The sequence below is a fragment of the Pseudomonas sp. S8 genome (assembly GCF_050473925.1).
GTDB lineage: Bacteria > Pseudomonadota > Gammaproteobacteria > Pseudomonadales > Pseudomonadaceae > Aquipseudomonas > Aquipseudomonas parakoreensis.
The window spans coordinates 1,808,578-1,832,249 of the sequence record NZ_JBFDVZ010000016.1 but is presented as its reverse complement, the minus strand read 5'-3'; the positions used below and the strand labels follow the sequence as shown (position 1 = coordinate 1,832,249).

The following is a 23,672-nucleotide window of genomic DNA, read 5'->3' as shown; positions in this document are numbered from 1 at the left end:
CGCGCACCACAACCAATGCCAAAGAAATATGAACACCTGTTCTTTGGGCCAGACGGAAAACCGTTGGATAGTCCACTGTTGAAGGGGCCGAGTGCGCCTCCACCTTTAAAAAAGCACTGCTGCTGTTCACAGCGTATCCACCAACCAGTCTCTGAACGCTTTCAATGACGGTAACGCCTCATTGCGCGGCGGATACACCAGGTAATAGCTGCGCCGGCTGGTGATCGGCTCCCCCAGTTGCAGCAGTTCGCCGTTGAGCAATTCATCCTCCACCAGAATCCGCGGCACCAGCCCGACGCCAATATTCGCCCGCACCGCCTGAATCAGGTGTGAGGTCATTTCAAAGCTCGGGCCGATGCGCATGCTGCGGTGTGGCAAACCATGATGGGTGAACCATTCCGCCCACGCCTGGGCATTGCTGCTGACATTGAGCAGCAACTGCCCGGCGATGTGCTGTTCGGCGTCGTCGCGTTCGGCCGTCGACAACTGAGCGCTGGCGATCACCACCAGTTCCTCAGTGTGCAGCGGCAGGGCACTGAGGCCCGGCCATTCACCGCCGCCGACACAGATCGCGGCGTCGATTTCGCTGGTGTCGAAGTCGATTGCTTCAATGCGCGAATGCAAGTGCACGGTCATGCCCGGGTGCGCGGTGTAGAAGTCCTTGAGCCGTGGCAGCAGCCATTTCGAGCCGAAGGTCGGCAGCGTCGCCAGACGCAAACTGTGAATGCCCGAACCGAACGCCATGGCCTGCAACGTCGCGCTGCGGATCTGCCCGAGGGCTTCGGCCAGTTCGCGCTGATACATGCGCCCGACATCGGTCAAAACCACTTGCCGGCCTTCGCGGCTGAACAGGCGCATGCCGAGCATCTTTTCCAGAATCTGCACCTGCCGGCTGACCGCGCTTTGCGTCAGCGACAGTTCGTGGGCGGCGCGGGTGTAGCTTTCATGGCGTGCAGCGGCCTCGAAGGCCAGCAATAACGACATGGAAGGGGTGAGGGTTCGCGGATTCATTCGTTTTAGTCATGGATTGCGGGTCGATTTTACGTTTGTCCCGACGGCGCCAAGCAATGAACATAAGCACCATGAGATGGCGGGAGCGTGACGCAATCATTCATTGCGCACAACTGTTCACCGCCACACGGCCCGATTTTGACCGAGATTTCCTCACCGATGATTGCCCAGCTGTCGCCCGCCACCGCATTGACCACTGATTACCAACAGTTCCTCAAAGCCCTGAAAGCCAGTGGCTTTCGTGGTGAGATCAGTGCCGATTACGCCAGCCGAGTAGTGCTCGCCACCGACAATTCGATCTATCAGCGCCTGCCGCAAGCGGCGGTGTTTCCGATGGATGCCGAGGATGTGATGCGGGTCGCTCGGCTGATCGCCGAACCGGCTTATCAGCAAGTGGTGATCACTCCGCGCGGCGGTGGCACGGGCACCAACGGTCAGTCGCTGACCGATGGCATCGTCGTCGACCTGTCGCGGCACATGAACCGCATCTTGGAAATCAACGTCGAGCAGCGCTGGGTGCGGGTGCAGGCCGGGGTGGTCAAGGATCAGCTCAACGCCGCACTGAAATCTGCCGGGCTGTTTTTCGCCCCGGAACTGTCGACCTCCAACCGCGCCACCGTCGGCGGCATGATCAACACCGACGCCAGCGGCCAGGGCAGTTGCACCTACGGCAAGACCCGCGACCACGTGCTGGAACTCGACATGATTCTGCGCGGCGGTGAACGCCTGCACGGTGCAGCGCTGGCGGAGGACGACCTGACAGCGTTGTGTGCCCGTGAAGACCGGGTCGGTGAAGTCTATCGCTGTGCGCGGCAGATCATTGATGAGCAGGGCGAGCTGATCAAGCAACGCTTCCCTGATCTCAACCGCTGCCTGACCGGCTACGACTTGGCGCACCTGCGTGAGGCCGACAATCGTTTCAACCTCAACAGCGTGCTGTGCGGCGCCGAAGGCTCGCTGGGGTTTGTGGTCGAGGCGAAGCTCAACGTTCTGCCGATCCCCAAACACACGATGCTGGTGAACATTCGCTACGCCGGTTTCATGGATGCGTTGCGCGATGCCCGGGCGCTGATGGCGCTCAAGCCGCTGTCGATTGAAACCGTGGATTCCAAGGTGTTGCTGCTGGCGATGCAGGACATCGTCTGGCATGGCGTCGCCGAATATTTCCCGGAAAGCGCCGAGCGGCCGACACTGGGGATCAACCTGGTGGAATTCTGCGGCGACGACCCCGAGGATCTGCAACGCCGGGTCGAGGCCTTTCTCGAACACTTGAGCAGCGACACCACCGTCGAACGCCTCGGCCATACCCTGGCGGTCGGCCAAGCGGCGGTGAACAAGGTCTATGGCATGCGCAAGCGCGCCGTCGGCCTGCTCGGCAACGTTGCCGGCGAAGCGCGGCCGCAGCCGTTTGTCGAGGACACCGCAGTGCCACCGCAGCACTTGGCCGAATACATCGCTGAACTGCGCGAACTGCTCGACAGCCACGGTTTGCAGTACGGCATGTTTGGCCATGTCGATGCCGGCGTGCTGCATGTGCGGCCGATTCTCGACATGAAGGATCCACAGCAAGCGGCGTTGGTGCGTCCGGTGTCCGACGGTGTCGCTGCGCTGACCCAGCGCTACGGCGGCCTGTTGTGGGGTGAACATGGCAAGGGCCTGCGCTCGGAATACGCGCCGGCATTTTTCGGTGAGCTGTACCCGGCGTTGCAGGCACTCAAAGCCGCGTTCGACCCGTTCAATCAGTTCAACCCGGGAAAGATCGCCACGCCGGCCAACACGCACGCGCAGCTGTTGAAGATCGACGAAGTGACCCTGCGCGGCGAACTCGACCGGCAGATCGACGAAAAGGTCTGGCAAAGCTACGGCGCGGCCCTGCATTGCAACGGCAATGGCGCCTGCTACAACTTCGATCCCGACGACGCCATGTGCCCGTCGTGGAAGGCTACCCGTGAGCGTGCGCAATCGCCCAAGGGCCGCGCATCGCTGATCCGCGAATGGCTGCGCTTGCAGGGCGAGGCGGGGGTGGATGTGCTGTCCGATGCGATTCGTCGTCCGGCGTTTTTCCGCAACCTGTGGACCCGTTGGCGCAACAGCCGTGGGCAGAGTGCAGACTTTTCCCATGAAGTGTATGACGCCATGGCCGGCTGCCTGGCGTGCAAATCCTGCGCGGGGCAGTGCCCGGTCAAGGTCAATGTGCCGGAATTCCGTTCGCGGTTTCTGGAGCTGTATCACAGCCGTTATCTGCGCCCGGCGCGGGATTATCTGATTGCTTCGCTGGAGTACAGCATTCCGTACATGGCGCGGATTCCGGCGCTGTACAACGGTTTGATGGGCGCTGCGTTCGTGCGCCAACAGTTGGAGCGCCTTGGTGGCATGGTCGATGTGCCGTTGCTCAGCCGCTTTGATTTTCACGCTGCGCTGCGTCGCTGGAAGGTGCAGCCAGCGACGGTCTCGACACTGTCGGCGCTGACCCCGGCTCAGCGCGAGCGCTGTGTGGTGTTGGTGCAGGATGCCTTCACTCGTTACTTCGAGGCGCCGCTGCTGGCGGATCTGCTGGAGCTGATTTCGCGGCTGGGCTATCAGGTGTATCTGGCGCCGTTCAGTGCCAACGGCAAGCCGCTGCATGTGCAGGGCTTCCTGTCGGCGTTCAACCGTGCAGCATTGCGCAATGCCCGACAACTGCGTGAGCTGGCCGATATCGGCGTGCCGTTGTTGGGGCTGGATCCGGCCATGACGCTGGTCTATCGCCAGGAATACCAGAAAGTGCCCGGCATGCTGGAGTGCCCGGAAGTTGCACTGGTGCAGGAATGGTTGCTCAAGGTGATGCCGGAGCAGCCTGGTGCCGACGCGCCGCAGTCATTCCGGCTGCTGGCGCACTGCACCGAGAAAACCAACGCGCCAGCCGCCACTCGCCAGTGGGAGCAAGTGTTCGAACGGGCCGGGTTGAAACTGGCGACGCAGGCCACCGGTTGCTGCGGCATGTCCGGCACCTATGGCCATGAAGCGCGCAACCGTGAAACCTCGGCGGTGATCTATGAGCAATCGTGGGCGCGACAGGTCGAGGCACCGGCGGAGCAGGGCGAGGCACTGGCCACCGGTTATTCCTGCCGCAGTCAGGTCAAGCGCCAGTCGGATCAGGCGCTGCGCCATCCGTTGCAGGTACTGCTGGAGGTGGTACGTCGCTGAGCGGTTCGTCGTCCGGGGCGTTGTCCCAGATGAGCCGTGGGTCGAAACTCATCGCAGAGAGCATGGTGAACACCACCACCATGCCGAAAAACAGGATGCCCGGGCGTGGTTCGATATCGCCCAGCGCCTGGAACTTCACCAGCGCCGCGACCAGTGCGACCACCAGCACGTCGAGCATCGACCAGTAGCCGATCAGCTCGACGAAACGGTACAGCTTCGAACGTTCACGGCGCGCCCAGTCGCTGCCCCGCTGCACGGTGATCAGCAGCAGCGACAGGGCGACGAATTTGATCCCCGGCACCGCGATGCTGGCGATAAAAATGATCAGCGCGATGTCCCATGCGCCGCCCTCCCAGAACTCCAGCACGCCGCTCATGATCGTGCTGTCGGCGCCGTTGCCGAGCATCACCGTGTTCATCACCGGCAGCAGATTGGCCGGCACGTAAAACGCCAGCGCGGCAAACAGATAGGCCCAGGTGCGCGTCAGGGAATTGGTCTTGCGCCGATGCAGCGGTGCATCGCAGCGCGGGCATTCGTGCGGTTCGTCGGTCATGTCGCAGGCCAGCCCGCAGCTGTGGCACAGGCACAGATTCAATTCGCTGGCGGTCGCGGGTCGCTTCATAAAATGTCCCACAGATCACGAATGTCGCGGCCGGCAATGCGGATCATCATCAGGCTCAGCACCGCCAAGGCGAACAGGCCGATACCCGGCAACACGTCCAGCAGCCCGGCGAGTTTGAACACCGCCACCATCGCCCCCAGCAGACACACTTCGAGCATGCTCCACGGGCGCAGGGTTTCCAGCCAGCGCATGCACAGCTTGAAGCCCGGTGCCCGCCGTGAAGACAGTGCGTAACTCAACACCCAGATCAACAGCACCAGTTGAAAGGCCGGGGCGATGATGATCGAAATCGCCGCGACCATCGCCATGAACGTGATCGGTCCCTGACTCAAGGCCAGCACCGAATCCCACAGCGTCGCGCTGTTCTTCAGGCCTTTCATGCTGATGCTCATCACCGGGTAGAAATTGGCGAACAGCCACAGCATGGCGGCGGTGAACGTCAAGGCCAGCCGCTGTTCGACGGTCAAGCCGTTATAACGCTGCAGCACACCGCCACAGCGCACGCAGAGGGTTTTCTGGTGTTTGCCGAGCACGACTTTTTCATACACGCAATCGCAATGCTCGCAGATGATCAGGTGTTCGGTTGAGGTCATGGGCAACGCTCGACAGCTGGCGCAAAGGGCAGGGGGCGCCTGATCACTATAGAAGCCTGACGTGATTGGGCAAATGTCGATTGGCTTGGGAATCGACTTTTTATGTTATAGAGTAACGCAAATTTTTGCTGAGGCTCGCCGTTGCGACCCCTGATTCATTGACTCGATGGCGAAATGTCCATGACGATTACCTGTGCTCGTTCCAACCCGCCGCCGACCGGTCGCTTGCTGTCCATTGATGCCTTGAGAGGTCTGGTGATCCTGTTCATGTTGCTGGATCACGTGCGTGAGACGTTCCTGTTGCACCGTCAGGTGTCCGATCCGATGGACATCGCCAACACCGAGCCGGCGTTGTTTTTCAGTCGCACCCTGGCGCATCTGTGCGCACCGGTGTTCGTGTTGCTGACCGGGCTGTCTGCGTGGTTGTTCAGCGAAAAGTACGCGGGCAAGGCCGATGTCAGCGCCTTCCTGTTCAAGCGGGGGCTGTTTCTGGTGCTGCTGGAATTCACCTGGGTGAACTTCGCGTGGACGTTTCAGTTGCCGCCGAGCGTGATCTATCTGCAGGTGATCTGGGCGATTGGCCTGAGCATGATCGCGCTGTCGCTGCTGGTCTGGTTGCCGCGCTGGCTGTTGCTGACGCTGAGTCTGGCGATCATTGCCGGGCATAACCTGCTGGATGGGCTGCATTTTTCGCCGGAGTCGGCACTGCATGTGCCATGGGCGATTCTGCATGACCGGGGCTGGATCGAGGTCGGTGACAATCTGCGCTTGCGCACTTCGTACCCGCTGTTGCCGTGGATCGGCGTGATCGGTCTGGGTTATGCGCTGGGCCCGTGGTTCGCTCGCGGGGCTGATGCCTGGAGCCGTCAACAGGCTCTGTTGCTGGGCGGTATCGCCGGTCTGCTGGGCTTCGTCGGGCTGCGGCTGATCAACGCTTATGGCGAAAAGCCTTGGGCGGTTGAAGACACGACCGTGCAAACGCTGATGGCGTTTTTCAACATCACCAAGTACCCGCCATCGCTGCTGTTCATCACCCTGACGGTGAGCATCGGATTGCTGTTATTGGGGGTATTCGAACGGCGGCAGACGCGCCGCTGGATTCGCTGGCTGACGGTCTTCGGTTCGGCGCCGATGTTCTTCTATCTGCTGCACCTGTACGTGCTGAAGGTGCTTTACCTGATGGCGCTGGCGCTGTTCGGACTGAATCAGGGCAGCCATTTCGGATTCGACTCGGTGCCGGCAATCTGGCTGGTGTCGGTGCTGTTGGCGGTGGCACTGTACCCCGCGGTGCGTTGGTTTTCCGCGTTGAAGTCGCGGCGCCGCGACATCGCCTGGCTGAAATATCTGTAAGCCCTGGGGTCATTGCGCTCGCGCAATCAACGCACGACGTAAAACCCTGTAGGAGCTGTCGAGTGAAACGAGGCTGCGATCTTTTGATCTTGATCTGGAAAATCAAAATCAAGAGATCGCAGCGTGTCGCAGCTCCTACAGGGGGCGGTGTTATTTGCGATCCAGCCACACCGTCTGCGCGTTGCAGAACTCACGCACGCCGAAGTGCGACAGCTCGCGACCGAAACCGCTTTTCTTCACGCCGCCGAAGGTCACGCGTGGGTCGCTGGCGGAGTAGCCGTTGATGAACACGCCACCGGTATCCAGTTCGCTGGTCAGTTGCTGGGCCAGTTGCACGTTGGCGGTGTAGATCGTTGCGGTCAGGCCGAAGTCGCTGTCGTTGGCCAGGGCCACGGCGTGGGCGCAATCGCGGGCGGTGATGATCGACGCGACCGGGCCGAACAGCTCCTGTTTGAACGAGGTCATGCGGTCGGTGACATCGGCCAGCACGGTCGGCTCGTAGTAGTTGCCCGGGCCTTGGGCCTTGCCGCCGCCGAGCAGCAGGGTCGCGCCCTCTTCGAGGGTGTCGCGCACTTGCTGGTCGAGTTCATCACGCAGATCGAAACGCGCCATCGGCCCGATGTAGGTGTCGGCGGACAGCGGATCGCCGACTTTCAATTGACGCGTGGCCTCGACGAATTTGCGGGTGAACTCTTCGACCACGCCTTCTTCGATGATCAGGCGCTTGGCCGCGGCGCAGACCTGGCCGGAGTTCTGATAGCGCCCGATGACGGCAGCCTGCACGGCTTCATCAAGATCCGCATCATTGAGCACGATGAACGGGTCGGAACCACCCAGTTCCAGCACGCACTTCTTCAGCGCGGCACCGGCCTGAGCACCGATGGCCATGCCGGCGCGCACGCTGCCGGTCAGGGTTACAGCAGCGATACGCGGGTCGGCGATGGCGGTGGAAACGCCTTCCGGGGTGACGTTGATCACTTCAAATACGCCATCGGCGAAACCGGCGCGCTTGAACGCGTCGCGCAGCAGGTAGGCGCTGCCCATCACGTTCGGCGCATGCTTGAGCACGTAGGTGTTGCCGGCGATAAGCGCCGGAACGGCACCGCGCAACACTTGCCAGATCGGGAAGTTCCACGGCATCACCGCGAGGATCGGGCCCAGCGGACGGTACTCGATGCGCGCCTTGCCGCCTTCAACCTGAGTCGGTTCGGCGTCGAGCATGGCCGGACCGTTTTCGGCGTACCACTCACAGAGCTTGGCGCATTTTTCAATTTCGCCACGGGCCTGGGCGATCGGCTTGCCCATTTCCAGGGTGATCATGGTCGCCATGGCTTCGGCGCTGTCACGCAGGGCGCCGGCGAGGGCGGTCAGGGCGCGGGAGCGATCCTGCAGCGGCTTGCGTTTCCACTTCGAGAAACCGAATGCGGCGCGGGTCAGCGCAGCGTCGAGGGCCTCAGCGGATTCAAAGGCGTAGTGACCGATCTGTTCGCCGGTGGCGGGGTTGATCGAGATGGCGTGGGTCTGGCTGGAAATCTGGCTCATGGCTGGCTCCTGCGAGTTCAGTGGATGGGCCTAGAGTAGGGTGGCGTTTGTTTTCTGGAAACTGAATAATAAAGATCAATTCTTTCACGATTGGAGAATGACTGTGGATCTGGTGCAACTGGAAATCTTCAAAGCCGTTGCCGAGCACGGCAGCATCAGTGCGGCGGCGGCGCAGATACATCGCGTGCCGTCGAACCTGACCACGCGGATCAAACAGCTGGAGCAGGACCTGGGCGTCGACCTGTTCATTCGCGAGAAAAGCCGTCTGCGCCTGTCGCCGGCTGGCTGGAGTTTCCTCGAATACGCCCGGCGCATTCTCGATCTGGTGCAGGAGGCGCGGGCCACGGTCGCCGGTGAAGAGCCGCAGGGCGCATTTCCCCTCGGTTCGCTGGAAAGCACCGCCGCAGTGCGCATCCCCGAACTGCTCGCGGCGTACAACCAGTTGCATCCCAAGGTTGATCTGGACCTGTCCACCGGCCCGTCCGGAACGATGATCGATGGCGTGCTGGCCGGGCGCTTGGCGGCGGCGTTCGTCGATGGCCCGGTGCTGCACCCGGCGCTGGAAGGCGTGCCGGCGTTCGAAGAGGAAATGGTCATCATCGCACCGCTCAATCACGCCCCGGTGCAGCGTGCGGCGGACGTGAATGGCGAAAACATTTACGCGTTCCGCTCCAACTGTTCCTATCGTCACCACTTCGAAAAATGGTTCAGCACCGACGCCGCTGTGCCGGGCAAGATTTTCGAGATGGAGTCGTATCACGGCATGCTCGCCTGCGTCAGCGCCGGGGCCGGGCTGGCGCTGATGCCGCGCAAAATGCTGCAGAGCATGCCCGGCAGTGCGACGGTCAGCGTCTGGCCGCTGGCGGCAGATTTTCGCTACTTGACCACGTGGCTGGTGTGGCGCCGGGGTTCGGTGTCGCGCAGTTTGGGTATGTTCGTGCGTTTGCTGGAAGAGCGCGGTGTGGTGCGTGCAGAAGAGTAGCTGCGTCGACGACGTCACTCATGCCTCGACGCCGCAACGGTCATGCTTCACGGCGTACCGTTTCTGCCGTACAGGCGAAAGCCTTCGCGTTGACTCAGACGCTCGTAATACGCCCTGACGGCGACATAATCCGGATGCGCGAGCGGCGTTTCGAACCAGCGATTGACCGACAGCCCGATGGGGATATCGGCGAGGGAAAACTGCTCGCCACTGACGTACGCGCCAGTCTTCTGCAACTGCTGATCAAGGATGCCCATGGTCTTCGACCATTGATCGACGCCGTTGAGCAACGCGGCGCTGTCCTGATGATCCGGTGACTGACGCACCAGAGACATGAACGCATACGACCACGACCGGTTCAGCTCCGACGCCTGCCAGTCGATCCACTGATCGACCCGCACGCGGGTTCGCGGCTCGGTGGGGTAAAGGTCTGCGCCGCCATGGTCGCCCGCCAGATAACGAATGATCGTGTTCGATTCCCACAGCGTGAAATCGCCGTCCTGAATCACCGGCACCATGGCGCAGGGGTTGAGGGCGAGAAACTCCGGGGTGTCGGAGGGTTTGAAGCCCGAGCCCCAATCCTCACGCTCGAACGGGATCTGCAGTTCAGCGCAGGTCCACAGCACTTTGCGCACGTTGATCGATGACGCCTTGCCCAGAATTCGCAGCATGAGTTTTCCCTGTCTCGTGGGTGCCTGTCGGGGCATCAAGAAATACCACACCACAACGCAGAAGGCCCGCGCATGGCGGGCCTTCTTTTTACATCGAATCAATCTCAGTGACTGCCCACCAGTTTGCCGCCGGTCATCCGCCGCCGATAGGCGCTGTCACGACTGGCCAGCCAGAAGTACAGCGGCGAGGTCACCAGCAGCCCCACCAGCCATGACAGGTCGGCGCCGTTGATATGCGCCGACACCGGGCCGACGTACAGCGGGGTGTTCATGAACGGGATCTGCACCGCAATGCCGATTGCGTAGGCCAGCAGCGCTTGCGGGTTGTAGCGTCCGTAGATGCCGCCGTCGACCTGAAAGATCGACTGGATGTCGTACTTGCCCTTGTGGATGGCGTAGAAGTCGATCAGGTTGATCGCGGTCCACGGCACCAGGACCACCAGCAGCACCAGCACCATGTCGACGAAGTGACCGATGAAGTCCTTCGAGGCGCCGACGGCGGCGAAGCAGCAGGCCAGCAGCACGATGATCGAGATTACCGCACGGCTCTTGGCGGTCGGAATCCAGCGGTAGGCGAAAGTCTGCACCAGGGTAATCAGCGACAGCACCGCGCCGTACAGATTGAGGGCGTTGTGGCTGATCACGCTGAGCAGGAACAGCACCAGCATCAGCGGCCCGATCGAGCCGGTGGCAAGTTTGACCGCATCCATGGTGTCCATGCCCACGGGCGTTGCCAGCACGGCAACGGCACCGAAGATGAACGCCAGACTTGAACCGAGCGCCGAACCCAGATAGGTGGTCCAGAATGTCGACGAGACTTTCACGTCCGCCGGCAAGTAACGCGAATAGTCGGACACGTACGGGGCAAACGCGATCTGCCACAGCGCGGCGAGCGACACGGTGGCGAGCCAGCCGGAGAGGTTGAAGCTGCCGCGGGTGAGGAAGTCATCGGTTTGAATATGGGTGAAGATGTAGCCGAAACCGACGACGATGCCGATCCCCAGCACCCAGGTACCGATGCGGTTGAGCACGTGGATGAAGCGGTAACCGATGATGCCGATGATCCCCGAACCGAGGGCGCCGATGACGATGCCGACCGGCACCGGCACGCTGTCGACCACGCCGTGCAACGACTTGCCGGCCAGTACGATGTTGGAGGCGAAGAAGCCGATGTACATGACGCCGGCAATCAGCACCACCAGCAGCGCGCCGAGCGAGCCGAACTGCGCGCGGCTCTGGATCATCTGCGGAATGCCCATCTGCGGGCCTTGCGCCGAGTGCAGTGCCATCAGCACGCCGCCGACCAGGTGACCGACCAGAATCGCGACAATGCCCCAGACCAGATTCAAGTGGAACAACTGCACGCCCAGCGCGCCGGTGACGATGGGCAACGGCGCAATATTGCCGCCGAACCACAGCGTGAACAGATCCCTGACCTTTCCGTGGCGATCTTCGGGGGGCACGTATCCTATCGTGTGTTTTTCAATGAGCGGGGCGGACGTTGTTGCAGAGGTGGACATGACGAACTCCAAGGCAAGGATGAGTACGTGGACGTACTTCGGTAAGCGCCGACACGGACGGCGCATTTCTTGTTGAAGCGATCATGTGCAAAGGCCCGGGATAGATAAATTAGTAAGTTTGTTGCTTCAGACCTTAAAAAATATATGCCGCGTGTAATGCGTAGCTCCGGTATGTTCAGGCTTCACTCTGTTCTGGATTTACACAGTTTTGTGGTGAGGGGATTTATCCCCGATGGGCTGCGAAGCGGCCCCTCTTTTGACTTTAGAAACAGGGGCCGCTTCGCGCCCCATCGGGGATAAATCCCCTCACCACAGAACCCCCAAACCACAGATAAATGTCCTGACAACAGATAAATCCCCTCACCACAAAAGCGTCGTCTCACTTGCAGAGGTTTTATATGGCCGCCTACAACCTGCGCCAGCTCAAATACTTCGTCACCACCGCCGATTGCGGCAGCGTGGCCGAAGCCTCGCGCAAGCTCTATATCGCCCAGCCGTCGGTCTCCACGGCGATCAAGCATCTGGAAGAAAGCTTCGGCGTGCAGCTGTTCATCCGCCATCACGCCCAAGGCGTGTCGCTGACGCCCAGTGGCTCGCGGTTTTATCGCAAGGCGCTGGAGTTGCTGCGGGTGGCGCATGAGTTCGAGCAGAACGCGCTGGCGGACAACGACGTGGTCTCCGGGCAGATCGATATCGGCTGTTTCGAAACCGTCGCGCCGTTGTACCTGCCGCGCCTGATCGCCGGGTTCAAGCAGCGCTGGCCGGGGGTGGAAATCCGTATTCGCGACGGCGAACAGCAGGAACTGGTGCAGGCACTGACCGCCGGCAGCATCGATGTCGCGATGCTGTTCGAGCACGACCTCGACAGCACCATCGAAACCACCTCGCTGATGCCCCCGCAGCAGCCTTACGCCTTGCTGCCGGCCGACCACCGCTTTGCGCAACAGGCGAAAGTTTCGCTGCACGATCTGGTGCTGGAGCCGATGATCCTGCTCGACGTGGTGCCGAGCCGTACCTATTTCGTGAGCATCTTCGAAGAGCGCGGACTGGCCCCGCACATCGTTTTCAGCTCACCGTCGATCGAGATGGTGCGCGGCATGGTCGGGCGCGGTTTCGGCTTTTCGATTCTGGTAACCCGGCCGTTCGGCGAGTACACCTACGACGGACAGAAAGTGGTGTGCGTGCCGCTGGTGGAAACCGTGACCGGCTCGGGCCTGTCGGCGGCCTGGCTGCGCCGGGTGCAACTGACCAAACCGGTGCAGTTGTTCGTCGATCACTGTCGGGAGGAATTGGCTCGACTGTACGCCTGAACGTACGTCGAGCCGTGTTTCAAGCGTGGATAAAAGCCAGCAGCCGTTGCAGCATCGCATCACAGGCATCGAGTTGCGCGCGACTGACAAACTCGTCCGGTTTGTGCCCCTGATCCATGCTGCCGGGACCACAGACCACGGTGGGAATGCCCGCCGCATCGAACAGCCCGCCCTCGGTGCCGAACGCCACGGTGCCGAATTCCCGTGAACCGCAGAACGCGGCGATCAGCTCCGCCGCCTGACTTTGCGCATCGGTGGCCAGGCCGGGATAAGCCGACAGTTCACTGAAACGAATCGCGCTGTGTTCGCTGACCGCCCGCATGCGTGGCAGCACGTGCTGCTCGGCGTAGGCCTGCAACTGCTGCGCGACCTGGGTCGGATCCTGTGAGGGCAGGGCGCGGATTTCGAAGTCGAAACGGCAATCGGCGGGGACGATGTTCAAGGCCTTGCCGCCGCTGATCACTCCGGTCTGCACCGTGCTGTAGGGCGGATCGAAACGGCTGTCGTGCTGCTCGGGCGCCTTCAGTTGTTGGCCGATGCGTCCCAGTTCGCCGATCAGCTCGGCGGCGTACTCGATGGCGTTGACCCCCAGCGGCGCGTAGGCCGAATGGCACGGATGCCCGTGTACGTCGCAGCGCATCGCCAGTTTGCCTTTGTGGCCGAGCACCGGTTTCAGTTCGGTGGGTTCACCGATGATGCACAGCAAAGGTTTGACTGGACGTTGTTCCAGCTCGGCGAGCAACGAGCGCACGCCGAGGCAACCGACTTCTTCGTCGTAAGACAGGGCAATGTGCACCGGCCTGCGCAGCTCTGCAGCGACCAGCGACGGCACCAGCGCCAGCACGCAGGCGATGTAGCCCTTCATGTCGGCAGTGCCTCGCCCGAACAGCTTGCCGTCGTGTTCGCTGAGTTCGAACGGCGCTACTGTCCAGGGTTGACCATCGACCGGCACCACATCGGTGTGCCCCGAGAGCACGATGCCCGGGTGCTCGGCCGGGCCAATGGTCGCGAACAGATTGGCCTTGCTGCGCTCGGCGTTGTAGATCAGCTCGCACGGCACATCGAAGCCTGCGAGGTAATTACGCACGAACTCGATCAGCTGCAGGTTGGATTCGCGGCTGGTGGTGTCGAACCCCACCAGCGTCTTGAGCAACGCGACGCTGCTGCTCATCGATCGTCTCCGGCAACGCCATAGCCCGGTGCCTTGGCCGGGTCGAGCGCGCGATCGATGTAGTCCTGCAGCTGCGGCTGATAGGCGTCCCAGAGTGTTTGCAACTCGCCGATCGGATTTTCGTCGGCCCAGTCGACCCGTAGATTGACGATCGGCCAGGTCTGTTCGCCGACCACCACCACCGCTGCCGAATGCACTGGCCCGGCTTCGCCACCGAGGGCCTGGGCGGCGTGCAGGGCCTTGAGCAAACGGTCGGCCAATTGGCCTTCGCCGTCTTCAAAGGCGCTGACCATTGCTTCGATCACCGCGCGCCCGGCGAGCATGTTGCCGGCGGCCACGCATTGTTCGCCGCACACGGCGTTGTGCACGCCGAGGGTTTGTGCACCGCTGAAATGCGCGGTCTGGCCGAGGTGGTTGATCGCGGTGATCTGCCGGTACTGGCTATAGCCGTTGCGGGTCAGCACCTGGTCCAGCGCCGCATCGGGCGCGTGACCTTGTTCCATCAGCGCGAGGACTTCCGGGCCAAGGGACGGCAGGGTGATGTTCTGGCTCGACACCGCGCCAACCCCCGGCAGCAACCACGGGCAACGCGCACCGACGGCGATGCTGGAGGAACTGATGGCGACACCGAACTGGCCGGTTTCGGGGCAACGGGCTGCGATTGAAAAGGTCATGGTCTAACTCCTTTCGAGGAATTTGTTGTCCTTGCGGGCCTCATCGCTGGCAAGCCAGCTCCCACAGTTATTGGGTTGGTCACAAAATCTGTAAGCACCTCAAACCTGTGGGAGCTGGCTTGCCAGCGATGGCCGCGACGCGGTGCGTCTGATTACTCGGGAATCACCGCCACCACATCAATCTCCATCAGCCACTGCGGCTGCCCGAGTGCCGACACCACCAGCCCGGTGGAAATCGGGAACACACCTTTGAGCCACTTGCCGACTTCCTGGTACACCGGCTCGCGGTAGCGCGGGTCGATCAGGTAAGTCGTGGTCTTGACGATGTGGCTCATGTCGCTGCCGGCTTCTTCCAGCAGTTGCTTGACGTTGCGCATGGCCTGTTCGGCCTGCGCGCGCGGATCACCGAGGCCCACCAGATTGCCGTCGAAATCAGTGCCGACCTGACCCCGGACATACACGGTGTTGCCGGCACGCACGGCCTGGCAAAGGTCGTTGTCCAGGGTCTGGTTTGGGTAAGTGTCCTTGGTGTTGAACATACGGATGCGGGTGTGAGTTGGCTTGCTCATGTACAGCTCCAGACTGGGTATTCAGCGGCGCAGAAGCACCGCCGCGAAAGTAGGCAATCAAGCGTCGACGGTGTCGGCGGCTTTTGTGTGAGCGGTCGAATGCAGGGCGGCTTCACGCTGCTCGGCATCTTTGTAATCAAGGTATTTGCGCTGGGTGGCGATGTGGTCGGCCACGTGTTTGGCGTCATGCCAGACGCCCCAGATAAACGACGAACCGCGTCGCGACTGCCATGGCAAGCCGAGGAAATACACCCCCGGCTCGCTGGACACGCCGCGCTGGTGCTGCGGTTTGCCCTTGTCATCAAATGCCGCGACTTGCAGCCAGGAATAATCCACGGCGAAGCCGGTGGCCCAGATGATCGAGGTGATCCCGGCTTCGGCCAGATTCAGATCGAGCAGCGGATTTTTCACGCACTCCGGATCTGGATAGGTCTCTCGCGCTTCAGGTTCTAGTGGCAGGTCGAGGCCGTTGCGCTCGATGTAGGCATCGGCGGCATCCAGCAAGGCGAGGTAGTTGTCATCGCCACGTTTGAGGTTGTCGACCAGGTCCTGCTTGAAGGTCACCACGCCGTTATTGAACGACTCGGTCACGCCGACCAGGGTCATGCCGCGATGGGCCAGACTCCGGAAATCGATGGTGCGTCCGCCATGCGCGCCGCTGACCGCAATGGTCACGTGCTCACGGCCGGGTTTCATCGCCGCCTGATCCCACTCGCCGAGTACCCCCAGCCACCAGCAGAAATCACGGTTGCGATAGGCACGCGGCGGACGGTCGTGAGCGCCGACCGAAAGGTAAACCTGCTTGCCGGAACGCTGCAGCTCATCAGCGATCTGTACGCCGGACGAACCGGCACCCACCACCAGCACCGCGCCGTCGGGCAGTTGCTGCGGATTGCGATAGTCGGCGGAGTGGATCTGCAACAGACGTGGGTCGTGCGGTGCAATCGGCGGGATCACCGGGCGCTGGAAAGGACCGGTCGCCGCGACCACCCGGCTGGCCTCGATCACGCCCTCGGAGGTCTCGACGGTGAAGCCCGGACGCCCGACATTGCGCACCACGCTTTTGACCTCGACGCCGGTGCGGATCGGCGCGTTGAATTTCTTCGCGTAGGCTTCGAAGTAGTCCGCCACACGCTCCTTGGGGGCGAAACCATCGGGGTCGACATCATCGAATTCCAGCCCCGGAAAGCGGTCGTGCCACGCCGGACCGTTGGCCACCAACGAGTCCCAGCGCCCGCTGCGCCAGCGTTCGGCAATGCGGCTGCGCTCCAGCACCAGATGCGGCACACCGAGTTTGCTCAGGTGCTCGCTCATCGCCACACCCGCCTGTCCGGCGCCCACGACAAGCGTGTCTGTTTTTATTGTTTCAGTGCTCATTTGTACATCCTTCCTGGCAAGGCAAGTGGATTCGGATCGCTTCAGGCTTGTCCGTTTTGCTTGCGGTCAGACTAGGCAGGAGGGGGGTATCGGTAAAATATTATTAAGCTGGGATGTGAAGATAAAATTCTGATGCAACGCTCTGAGAGCCCCGTGGTTAAAGGGCTTCGGATCATCTGAGGTATTCAGAAGGTCAGTCTTGGGCCCAGGTAGGCGTTGGCGTTTTCGATATCATCTTCGCCCAGTGCGCCAACGTCGGCAGCGAGTCGCAGCCTGGCCAGCAAGTAGCGCAGCTTGGCTTCAAACAGGTCTCGGCGAGCAGTGAAGATCTGCTCCTGAGCATTGAGGATATCGATGTTGGTGCTACTGCCGGCGAGAAAGCCTTTCTTCGACGACATCAGCGAGCGTTCGCTGGACATGACGGCTTTTTCCAGCGCGTGGATTCGCGCTTCTCCACTTTGCACACTGCGAAATTCCCGGGTGGTGCCGGAGATGATTTCCTCGCGGGTTGCATTCAGATCCTCTTCTGCCTGATCCCGTGTGGCGATGCTCTGCCGGGCCCGGGCGCTGACATAACCGCCGCTGTACAACGGAATGTTCAACTCCACTCCAGCCGAGGTGTAGCGGTTGCGTTGATTCTGGGTGGACAGGGTTTCACTGTCGGCGGCGGTGTAACCCAGTACCAGATCGAGGGTCGGCCAGTGACCGGCCTTGGCCTTGGCGACTTCTTCATCAGCAGTATTAACGTTCAAGCGTCGGGCACGGATCGAAGGGTTGTCCGTTCCCGCGCGGATGATCCACTCCTGCAGAGTGTTGGGCTGCAGGGGTGGGGTGGGAAAGGTTTCCTGCAGTGTGGCGACCTGCTCGGGTGCTTCGCCAATGTATTCCTGCAGTTGACGTCTGGCGACGACGAGGCTGTCCTGAGCTTCGATCAGCTCAGCCTGAGCCAGGTCGCGCCTGGCCACGGCCTCATCGACATCGGTCACGGTACCGTCACCCAGCTCGCGGCGGCGTTGAGTGGACGCCACCTGCTCATGCAGCGCGTTGAGCTTGGCCGCCGCCAGCTTGGCGGTTTCATGAGCCAGCAGCACGTCGAAGTAGCGCCCGGCCAGGCGCACTGCCGAGTCCTGAGCCTTGCCATCGAACACTGCGTTACCGTATTCGGCCTGGTACTGGCCCTGGCGGTACTCGGCCATTTTCTGTTTGTTGAATAATGGCTGGCGCAATTGCAGCGTGGCACCGCGAGAGGCGTAGTTCAGATCGTTGGTGTGGTTGTTGCCGTAGAAATCAGGCTGCTTCTGCGTGCCATTGATGTGATTGTCGAACGCGGTGATACCGATTTTCGGCAGTAGTCCCGCCTTGCCGATCGCGCGGTTTTCCAGGGCCGCCTCTCTTTCGTGACCGGCGGAAAGGTAGGTCGGGCCCTGAAACTGCATCAGATTCCAGGACTCGCGAAGATCCAGTGCCAGCACTGGCTGCGCCAGGACCAACAGCACTGTCACGCCGATGATCCGCTGCACCTCATTGCTCCTTGAACGCGCTGTTGACGCGGTCGAGCAATGGTTTCAACAGATAGCTCAGCATGTTGCGCTCACCGGTCTTGATGGTCACTGAGGCGGGCATGCCCGCGCGTATGTGATTGCTGCCAAGCATCGTCATCCCGTCCTGGGTAACTTCAATCTGCGCCAGGTAATAGGGTTGTTTGTTGTCCTCACTCATCAGGCGGTCAGCCGAGATGGTCAGCACCTTCCCCGGGATGTTCGGCGTTTGCACATGGTTGAATGCGGGAAATGAAATGGTCACCGGCAGCCCCGGGTTCATGCGGTCGATCGCTTGCACCGGAATCATTGCGTCGATTTGCAGCGGCTCATGGGCGGGAACGATTTCCATGATTTTGAAACCGGGTGCAATCACGCCGCCGACAGTCGACACACCCAGCCCTTGCACCATGCCGTCGATGGGCGAACGGATTACGGTGTGTCGAACCTGATAGTCCAAGGCTTGCAAGCGATCGGTGAGGGTACTGTTTTCTTTCTGCACATCAGCCAACAGCGACTGCACTTCCTTGCGGTAGTCGTACTCGCGCTGAATGATCCGTAACTTGATGTCGGCGGCCTGGCCCCGGGCGCGGGCGATGTTGTTCAGATTGTCGGCCTGGGACGCGTTCAGATCGGATCCGCTACGCTCCAGCTCCAGCATCCGATTGCGCGGCACGTAGCCTTCGGCGGCGAGTTGGCGCACCCCAACCAGTTCCTGATTGAGAAAACCGATCTGTGAGGCGCGTGCGTTGTAGACGCGTTGCAGTCCCTTGATCTGCGCATCGGCGGAGTTAAGCGATTCACGCAGGATGTCGAGTTCGCCGGCCAGACTGGCGCGCCGCGTTTCGAACAGATGACGCTGCAAGCGGATGGCCTCCGCCAGGTGTTCGTTGGCGGCATAGCGCTTGAGCATGAGCGGATCGAATACGACGTCTGGCAAACCGTCGCGTTCAGCTTGCAGACGGTTCTCCATGGTTTTGGTAGCGATGAACTGGGCATTCACCACGCCTTGTTCCGAGAGCGCCTGAGTGGCGTCCAGCCGTACCAGTTCCTGATCCTTGCTGACGTTATCGCCTTCGCGCACCAGAATGGCTTCAATGGTGCCGCCAGTCTGGTGCTGAATGGCCTTGCGGTTACTGGTGACCTTGACCGTTGCGCTGGCAACGATCCCGGCGTCCAGCGGCGCCAGCCACGACCAGAGCAGGAAACTGCCAAAACCGACGATCACCAGCAGTACACCCCAGCGCGCCGGGCGCCGATCATCGACATCGATGTCGGCCATGGCGCGCATCAGCTCGCGGCCATGCGCATCCACACTCAACGTGCCCATTTATTCTCTCCCGCGCACGGCAGACAGGGTTGGCGAACCCACCGTTGGCAGCACGCTGGTCTGGCGCAGCGCGGCGAACACTTCTTCACGAGGGCCGAACAATTGAGTGCTGCCTTCACGCAACATCAGAACTTTATCGACGGTACCGAGAATGCTTGGTCGGTGGCTGATCAGCACAGTGGTGCAGCGCCGTTGTTTGAGATCCTCAAGTACTTCGATCAGGGCCTTTTCCCCGGCGTCGTCAAGGTTGGCGTTGGGTTCGTCAAGCACGATCACCGAGGGCTCGCCATACAGCGCGCGGGCCAGGCCAATGCGCTGGCGCTGGCCGCCGGACAACGGATTGCCGTCGACATCCAGCGTCGTGTCATAACCGTGAGCAAAGCGCAGGATCATGTCGTGGACGCCTGCTCGCTTGGCAGCGATGATGACCGCATCACTGTCGATGTCACCAAAACGCGCGATGTTGTCGGCGATGCTGCCTTCGAACAGTTCCACATCCTGAGGCAGATAGCCGATCCATGGGCCGAGTTCCTGCTTGTTCCACAGGTAGACGTCGGCGCCGTCCAGACGCACCTTGCCGCTGAGCGCCGGCCAGATGCCGACCAGCAAACGCGCCAGTGTTGATTTGCCCGAGGCGGAGGGACCGATGATGCCCAGTGATTCACCGGGTGAAAGATTGAAGTTGGGCCCGTGAATGATCGCCTGGGTCATTCCTGGAGCCCCGGCATGCAAATGCTCGACCGAGATCATGCCCAGCGGTCTTTGCAGCTTCATCGCATCGGCGCGCTGTGGAAAATCCTTCAGCAGGTTCTTTAGCCGTCCCCACGCACGACGACTGGTCAGCAATTGTTTCCAGGCGCCAATCAGTTGCTCCACCGGCGCCAGTGCACGGCCGCTGAGGATCGAACAGGCGATCATCATGCCCGGCGTGATCGAGCCTTCGATCGCCAGCAAGGCGCCGGTGCCGAGGATCAGTGATTGCAGGGTAATCCGCACGAACCGCCCAAGACCACTGATATAGGCGGCTCGATCCGAGGCCAGGGTCTGCATTTGCAGAATCTGCAGATGGTTGCCGAACCAGCGACCGGTGATCGCCGGCAACATGCCCATCGCTTCAATGACTTCAGCGTTGCGCAGATTGTTATTGGCGAAAGTTCCCGAGATCTGTGCAGCGATATTGGCTTCGCCCAACGGCTTTTTCGTGGCGATCTCGGTGAGCCATGTCAGCGCCACCAATACCAGCGAGCCACAGAGGGTGACGATGCCCAGCAAGGGATGAATCAGATAGGCGACAAACAGGTAAATCGGCGTCCAGGGCGCATCGAAAAACGCGAACAAGCCATTGCCGGTCAGAAACTGACGTACCTGTGCGAGGTCCTGCAGTGCCTGGGCAGGATTGCCGCCGGCGCGCTGCAAGTTACGCTCGAAAGCAGCGGTGAACACACGGCGGTTGAGGGCCATGTCGAGACGGTTGCCAACGCGGATCATCACCCGGGTACGCACCACTTCCAGCATGGCCAGCAAGGTGTACAGGCCGATCATCAGAATCGTCAGCATCAGTAGCGTGGTCAGGTTGCTGCTGACCAGCGCCCGGTCATAGACCTGCAGCATGTAAATGGCGGGAGAGAGCATCAGCACGTTGATCACACCACTGAATCCGGCCAGCGAATAAAACGTGCGGCGCAGCCGAAAAAACACGTCGGCCAACTCGGATCGCGAGTGATTTTTCTTGTTCATCGGGAAGGTTCCAATGCCGTAGCGTCATGTAGCTCAGCGTAGGAGAGTGACTGTTGGTCGGATAAAGGTGCGATCCGGCTTTTTTGCGAGCGGCATATTTTTGACTGTCAGTAGCGCTTTGCAAAACAACAGGTTGTTGTGGATTTTTTGAGTCTCTTGTTACGAAGAAAGCTTATTGACGGTTAAAAATCGCCCGACTTAAGTCTAATTTCCCCGCCGCGGACGCCGCCGGCACCCGGCATCGCTGCAGGTTTCCTGCTATTAATCACTGGGTGTCTGAATGCTCAGCCATTTCAGGAGTGCGTCATGAATCCTTTCATCCGCATCGGCATTGCCGATGATCATCCTCTGCTGCGTGAAGGTGTCGCCAATACCCTGCGAAAAAGGACCGACCTGCAGGTTGTGGAGCAGGGTGGCAGTGCTGATGACGCTCGTGATATCGCACAACGGATGAGGCCGGACGTGATGTTGATGGACGTCAACATGCCGGGCGATGTATTTGCCGCAGTCAAATACATCGCCACGCAACTGCCGGAGGTAAAGGTGCTGATGCTGACCGTCTCCGAATCTGAGGATGACGCCTATTCGGCACTGGAGGCCGGCGCGCGTGGGTATGTGTTGAAGGGCGTCAGCGGACCGGATCTGGTGCAGGCCATCCGTTCGATTGCCAGAGGCGAAACGTTTATCACCCCAGAATTTGCCAACAAACTGCTGAGCAATTTCAAGCGGCATGAAGCTGAGGTGCGCAAGATCGACCTCACGCACAGGGAGGAGCAGATCATCCGCGAGGTTTCAAAAGGCCTGACCAATAAGGAAGTGGCATCGAAGCTCTTCATCAGCGAAAAAACCGTCAAGTACTACATGACCTGTGTCATGCAGAAGTTGCATGCGCGCAACCGTGTTGAAGCGGTCACGGCGCTCAGGCGCCATTGGGAGCGTGAGGCTGTCGGTCGTTTGCATATCGGCTCGGTACCGTCACAGCTGGATGCCCACGGGGGTTCCTGATCAGTATTTGAGTTGTGCACTGACCGCGGTGCCGGTGTCTGGTGACGACTGGATCCTGAACACGCCGCCCAGCGACTCTACGCGATAACGCAGACCGGCCAGACCCAGCCGGTTTCTACCGTGGCCATCGACCAGCAATGCATCCGCGGCCATTCCGGGCCCGCCATCCTTGACGGTAACCAGCAACGTTCCGTCGATATGATGAGCGATGATCGCCTGGTCTTTGCCTTGCGCATGGCGATAGGCATTGTTGAGGGTTTCCTGAACAAACCGGTAGAGGCACAGCTTGACCGGTAGCGGTGCGGAGTCGGGCAGCGGCGAGACGTTCAGCTGCACCTTGCTGCCGGTGCGCTGCTCATGCCGCTGCGCCACCAGATGCAGTTCTTGCGTCAACGTCAGGTCGTTGATTTCCGGAAGGGCCAGACCTCGCGAAAGATCGCGCACTTCGCGCAGCGCATCAGTAGCGGCGCCGCGGATGGTTTCCAGCGATTCCTGATCGAGCGTGTCGCAGTGCTCGGCGAGATCGTCCAGGCGGATCAGAATCAGCGTCAGCAATTGCGCTGGACCATCGTGAAGGTCGGCGCCGATGCGACGCAGGGTCAATTCGTTGATGCGCGAGAATTCTTGGGTCGCGGTGTTGATCTTGCGATGCAGTGCCGCATTGCTGACGCGCAGTCGGGTTTGTTCCAGCAAACGTAATTGCAGTGACACTTGTTGGCGCTGGATGATCTGGTCGCCGCGTCGCACGAGGAAAAACAGCAGCGCCAGCATCGCCAGGGTGGCGGTACCGACCACCAGCCAGACCTGCTGGCGCACGCGGCTGATTTCCTGTTCCAGGCTTTCAGCCTTTTCATAGAACTCACCCACGGCAATCACTTTTCGGGTAGTGAACTCGCGCAATGGTGCATAAATTTCGTAGAGCGGAACGTTGAGTTTGCGCTCGAACTCGTTTTCTTCCTGATCCAGATCTTCGAGGTCGGTGACCACTTCGCCTTTGAGCGCATCGGCGATTTCATCCATCGGGAACTGCCGGTTGGTGATGGACTTGTCCGTGCTGTAAACCACGGTGCCATCGGCGCGCCAGATCTTTATCGAGACAATGTGGCGCTTCAGTGAACGGCTTTCCATCAGTCGATCCAGCGCCTTGATGCTGGCGGGTGACAGGCCGTTATCGCGACTCATCTCCTGCACGTAAGGCTCCAGAAACGCTTCCATGTAATGCGCGCCAGCCTCGGCGGCACTTTGCACGGCCGCCCGTTCTATGCGCGCACTCACCAGTTTGCCGACGAACAACATGGTCAGCCCGAGGATCAGCGCAGCGGCCATTACAAACTGGGTGGAGCGGCTCAAGTGACGTGTGCGCAGCTTGAAGCGCGAGCGCCAGGCGCCTCTGGAGACGGACCTTGACTCGACCAAAGTCTCAGTCTCGTCGGCGACAAAAGTCTCGTGTTTTGATTCGACTTTTGCATCTTTTGCCATCGCGT

The 23,672-nt window shown here is 60.8% G+C and carries 19 protein-coding genes; 5 read left to right on the top strand and 14 right to left on the bottom strand.

Annotated elements, in window-relative coordinates; translation table 11 throughout:
- Positions 1–126 precede the first annotated feature (126 nt).
- Positions 127–1,011 carry a LysR substrate-binding domain-containing protein gene (locus AB1J88_RS09380; RefSeq protein WP_041062806.1) on the bottom strand — a complete coding sequence of 295 codons (885 nt, stop codon included), beginning with the start codon at positions 1,009–1,011 and terminating at the stop codon, positions 127–129.
- A gap of 159 nt (positions 1,012–1,170) precedes the next feature.
- On the opposite strand from AB1J88_RS09380, the gene ydiJ reads away from it, so the two are divergent.
- A complete protein-coding gene (gene ydiJ, locus AB1J88_RS09375) occupies positions 1,171–4,197 on the top strand; it encodes a D-2-hydroxyglutarate dehydrogenase YdiJ (RefSeq protein ID WP_430292682.1) in 3,027 nt (1,008 codons plus the stop codon).
- Here ydiJ and AB1J88_RS09370 read toward each other — a convergent pair.
- Both AB1J88_RS09370 and AB1J88_RS09365 read right to left on the bottom strand, forming a co-directional pair.
- Complete coding sequence (locus AB1J88_RS09370) at positions 4,130–4,819, bottom strand: paraquat-inducible protein A (protein ID WP_430290909.1); 690 nt, start codon at positions 4,817–4,819, stop codon at positions 4,130–4,132. The two genes, ydiJ and AB1J88_RS09370, sit on opposite strands and share 68 nt — an antisense overlap.
- Entirely contained in the window at positions 4,816–5,412 is a 597-nt protein-coding gene (locus tag AB1J88_RS09365; RefSeq protein WP_041062800.1) for a paraquat-inducible protein A, read from the bottom strand. Before AB1J88_RS09365 ends, AB1J88_RS09370 begins: the two co-directional genes overlap by 4 nt.
- Positions 5,413–5,592: 180 nt before the next feature.
- Here AB1J88_RS09365 and AB1J88_RS09360 point away from each other — a divergent pair, with 180 nt between their 5' ends.
- Positions 5,593–6,762 carry a DUF1624 domain-containing protein gene (locus tag AB1J88_RS09360; RefSeq protein WP_430290908.1) on the top strand — a complete coding sequence of 390 codons (1,170 nt, stop codon included), beginning with the start codon at positions 5,593–5,595 and terminating at the stop codon, positions 6,760–6,762.
- A 150-nt stretch (positions 6,763–6,912) separates the two neighbouring features.
- Here AB1J88_RS09360 and AB1J88_RS09355 read toward each other — a convergent pair whose 3' ends face one another.
- Positions 6,913–8,304 (bottom strand): aldehyde dehydrogenase family protein, encoded by a 1,392-nt coding sequence (locus AB1J88_RS09355; protein ID WP_430290907.1) that lies wholly within the window; start codon positions 8,302–8,304, stop codon positions 6,913–6,915.
- A 103-nt stretch (positions 8,305–8,407) separates the two neighbouring features.
- Here AB1J88_RS09355 and ptrR point away from each other — a divergent pair, with 103 nt between their 5' ends.
- Entirely contained in the window at positions 8,408–9,286 is an 879-nt protein-coding gene (gene ptrR / locus AB1J88_RS09350) for a putrescine utilization regulator PtrR (RefSeq protein WP_430292681.1), read from the top strand.
- 47 nt (positions 9,287–9,333) lie between these two features.
- Here ptrR and AB1J88_RS09345 read toward each other — a convergent pair whose 3' ends face one another.
- Both AB1J88_RS09345 and AB1J88_RS09340 read right to left on the bottom strand, forming a co-directional pair.
- Entirely contained in the window at positions 9,334–9,957 is a 624-nt protein-coding gene (locus AB1J88_RS09345) for a glutathione S-transferase family protein (RefSeq protein ID WP_430290906.1), read from the bottom strand.
- A gap of 104 nt (positions 9,958–10,061) precedes the next feature.
- Positions 10,062–11,477 carry a purine-cytosine permease family protein gene (locus AB1J88_RS09340; RefSeq protein WP_430290905.1) on the bottom strand — a complete coding sequence of 472 codons (1,416 nt, stop codon included), beginning with the start codon at positions 11,475–11,477 and terminating at the stop codon, positions 10,062–10,064.
- Between the two features lie 398 nt (positions 11,478–11,875).
- Between AB1J88_RS09340 and AB1J88_RS09335 the strand changes: the two genes are divergently transcribed.
- Entirely contained in the window at positions 11,876–12,787 is a 912-nt protein-coding gene (locus AB1J88_RS09335) for a LysR family transcriptional regulator (RefSeq protein WP_222015035.1), read from the top strand.
- 19 nt (positions 12,788–12,806) lie between these two features.
- Here the strand turns inward: AB1J88_RS09335 and argE are convergent, their stop codons facing one another.
- The 7 genes from argE to AB1J88_RS09300 form a co-directional block, all read right to left on the bottom strand.
- A complete protein-coding gene (argE, locus tag AB1J88_RS09330; protein WP_430290904.1) occupies positions 12,807–13,958 on the bottom strand; it encodes an acetylornithine deacetylase in 1,152 nt (383 codons plus the stop codon).
- The gene (locus AB1J88_RS09325; RefSeq protein ID WP_086790894.1) at positions 13,955–14,632 is read right to left on the bottom strand and encodes a DUF1028 domain-containing protein; all 678 of its coding nucleotides are present in this window, start codon (positions 14,630–14,632) and stop codon (positions 13,955–13,957) included. The genes argE and AB1J88_RS09325 overlap by 4 nt, the downstream gene beginning before the upstream one ends.
- Positions 14,633–14,784: 152 nt before the next feature.
- On the bottom strand, positions 14,785–15,201 hold the full coding sequence (locus AB1J88_RS09320; RefSeq protein WP_003225869.1) for a RidA family protein: 417 nt from the start codon (positions 15,199–15,201) through the stop codon (positions 14,785–14,787).
- A gap of 57 nt (positions 15,202–15,258) precedes the next feature.
- Positions 15,259–16,578 (bottom strand): flavin-containing monooxygenase, encoded by a 1,320-nt coding sequence (locus AB1J88_RS09315; RefSeq protein ID WP_430290903.1) that lies wholly within the window; start codon positions 16,576–16,578, stop codon positions 15,259–15,261.
- Positions 16,579–16,763: 185 nt separating this feature from the next.
- The gene (locus tag AB1J88_RS09310; protein WP_430290902.1) at positions 16,764–18,098 is read right to left on the bottom strand and encodes a TolC family outer membrane protein; all 1,335 of its coding nucleotides are present in this window, start codon (positions 18,096–18,098) and stop codon (positions 16,764–16,766) included.
- 1 nt (position 18,099) lies between these two features.
- The gene (locus tag AB1J88_RS09305) at positions 18,100–19,446 is read right to left on the bottom strand and encodes an HlyD family type I secretion periplasmic adaptor subunit (protein ID WP_052510567.1); all 1,347 of its coding nucleotides are present in this window, start codon (positions 19,444–19,446) and stop codon (positions 18,100–18,102) included.
- Positions 19,447–21,183: a type I secretion system permease/ATPase gene (locus AB1J88_RS09300; protein WP_430290901.1), complete on the bottom strand. Its 1,737-nt coding sequence runs from the start codon at positions 21,181–21,183 to the stop codon at positions 19,447–19,449.
- A gap of 306 nt (positions 21,184–21,489) precedes the next feature.
- Between AB1J88_RS09300 and AB1J88_RS09295 the strand changes: the two genes are divergently transcribed.
- Complete coding sequence (locus AB1J88_RS09295) at positions 21,490–22,188, top strand: response regulator (protein ID WP_041062767.1); 699 nt, start codon at positions 21,490–21,492, stop codon at positions 22,186–22,188.
- Here AB1J88_RS09295 and AB1J88_RS09290 read toward each other — a convergent pair whose 3' ends face one another.
- On the bottom strand, positions 22,189–23,667 hold the full coding sequence (locus tag AB1J88_RS09290) for a sensor histidine kinase (RefSeq protein WP_430290900.1): 1,479 nt from the start codon (positions 23,665–23,667) through the stop codon (positions 22,189–22,191).
- Positions 23,668–23,672 lie beyond the last annotated feature (5 nt).